The organism is Geminicoccus sp., assembly GCF_035556675.1.
In the GTDB taxonomy this organism is placed as follows: domain Bacteria; phylum Pseudomonadota; class Alphaproteobacteria; order Geminicoccales; family Geminicoccaceae; genus Geminicoccus.
In genome coordinates this window covers 1-2,204 of record NZ_DATMFZ010000053.1, presented here as the reverse complement: position 1 = coordinate 2,204, position 2,204 = coordinate 1, and the positions used below count along the sequence as shown (strand labels likewise).

Genomic DNA, 2,204 nt, shown 5'->3' with positions numbered 1-2,204 from the left:
CGAGCCGCAGCTGCGCGCCATCCTGCGCGCGCGGATCAAGGACTTCCTCATCGAGCACAAGATGACGACCGTGTTCGTCACCCACGACCAGACCGAGGCGCTGGCGCTGGCCGACCGGATCGCGGTCATGGAGGGCGGCGTTCTCCAGCAGTTCGCGACCCCTGCCGATCTGAAGGAGCGGCCGGCCAACCTGTTCGTCGCCTCGTTCATCGGCGAGCCGCCCATGAACATCATGGCGGGCGAGATCACCGGTCAGGAGATCGTGATCCGCACGGTGCAGGGCGAGAAGGCCTTCACCCTGCCGGCGCGGGCCGGCGATCGCCCCGGCGAGATCCGGGTCGGCATCCGGCCGCACCGGGTCCGGGTCGGCGAAGGCCCGCTCAAGGGCCAGGTCGTGAGCAACCAGTGGCTGGGCGACCAGACCCATCTGGGCATCGAGGTGGAAGGGGTACTGCTGGTGGCGGTCACCGATGGCACGCTCAATATCGGGACCGGCGAGGCCGTGCCGGTCGCTCTGCCGGGCGACGCGCTGCATCTGTTCGATGCGGCCAGCGGCACGGCGCTGCGCCATGGCGAGGTCAGCGCGGCATGAGCAGTGAACTGATCCTGGGCATCGATGCCGGCACCTCGGTCACCAAGGTGGTGGCCTTCGACCTCCAGGGCCACCAGGTCGCGGTCGCGGCCAAGCCGAACCACTATGTGAACCTGCCGGGCGGCGGCTGCGAGCAGGACATCAACCGCACCTGGGCCGACTGCGCCGAAGTGCTGCGCGAACTGGGCAGCCGGGTCGAGCGGCTGGCGGACCGGGTGGTCGCGGTAGGTGTGACCGCGCAGGGCGACGGCACCTGGCTGATCGATGCGGCGGGCGAGCCGGTGGCCCCGGCCTGGCTCTGGCTGGACAGCCGCGCTGCTGCCATTGTCGAGGAAGCCGAGGCAAACGGCACCACGGCGCGCAACTACCCGATCACCGGCTGCGGCATGAATGCCTGCCAGCAGTCGGCGCATCTGATGTGGATGCAGCGGAACACGCCGGAGATCCTGGAGCGTGCCGCGACCGGCATGCACTGCAAGGACTGGCTCTATTTCAAGCTCACCGGCGTGCGCGCGACCGACGTGTCGGAGGGCGTGTTCACCTTTGGCGACTTCCGCACGCGCAGCTATTCGGCCGAGGTGCTGGCCAACTATGGCCTGAGCGACCTAGCCCGCCTGCTGCCGCCGATCCTGAACGGTGCCGAGACCAACCATCCGCTGACCGAGGAGGCGGCGCGCCAGGTCGGGCTGAAGCCCGGCACGCCGATCTCGCTGGGCTTCGTGGATGTCACCTGCACGGCGCTGGGTGCCGGCCTCTACGAGCCCGGCCGCCAGCTTGGCGTCTCGGTCATCGGCTCGACCGGCATGCATATCCGCCTGGCCAGCTCTGCGGACGACGTGGTGCTGGGCGAGCGGCCGTCCGGCTACACCATGTGCCTGCCGATCCCCGGCAAGTATTCCCAGGCCCAGTCCAACATGGCGGCCACGCTCAACATCGACTGGGCGGTCGACCTGGTGTGCCAGGCGGCCGGCGTGCTGGGGCTGGAGGTCACTCGCCGCGAGGCCCTGCCGAAGCTGGATGCGCGGGTGCTGGAGGCGCGGCCGGGTGCCGGGATCTGGCATCCCTACATCCATACTGCCGGCGAGCGCGGTCCGTTCGTGGATGCCAATGCCCGGGCGATGATGACGGGCCTGGACCAGAACGTCCGCTTCCTCGACCTGCTGCGCTCGGTCTACGAGGGCCTGAGCTTTGCCGGCCGCGACTGCTACTCGGCGATGGGCCATGTCCCGGAGGAGATCCGGCTGGCCGGGGGTGCTGCGCGGTCCAAGACGCTGCGCACCATCCTGGCCTCGGTGCTGGGCACGCCGGTGCGGGCCGGGACGCGCGGCGAGGAGGGGGCGGTCGGCACGGCGATGATGGCCGCCTGCGCGGTGGGCGTGTTCCCCTCGCTGGACGAGGCCGTCCAGAGTTGGGTCATCCCGTCCTTGGGCGAGATCACCCAGCCCGACCCGGAGCTGGCCAGGCTCTATGGCGATCTGTTTCCCATCTACCAGTCGACCCACCGCCGGATGCGCGACATCTGGCGCGACCTTGCGAAAGTGCGTTCATGACCCGGACCATCGAAGCCGCCATCATCGGCGACAATTTCATGCGCGCCTCGGTGTTCGAGGAG

2 protein-coding genes are annotated in these 2,204 nt (G+C 69.4%); both read left to right on the top strand.

Annotation, left to right across the window (positions count from 1 at the left end; translation table 11 throughout):
• Window positions 1–592: TOBE domain-containing protein (locus VNS22_RS03980; RefSeq protein WP_325729839.1), on the top strand; the 592-nt coding region annotated here is incomplete at its 5' end.
• Window positions 589–2,142, top strand: coding sequence for an FGGY-family carbohydrate kinase (locus VNS22_RS03975; RefSeq protein WP_325729837.1), 1,554 nt, complete (start codon window positions 589–591; stop codon window positions 2,140–2,142). The genes VNS22_RS03980 and VNS22_RS03975, both read left to right, overlap by 4 nt.
• Window positions 2,143–2,204: the final 62 nt, after the last annotated feature.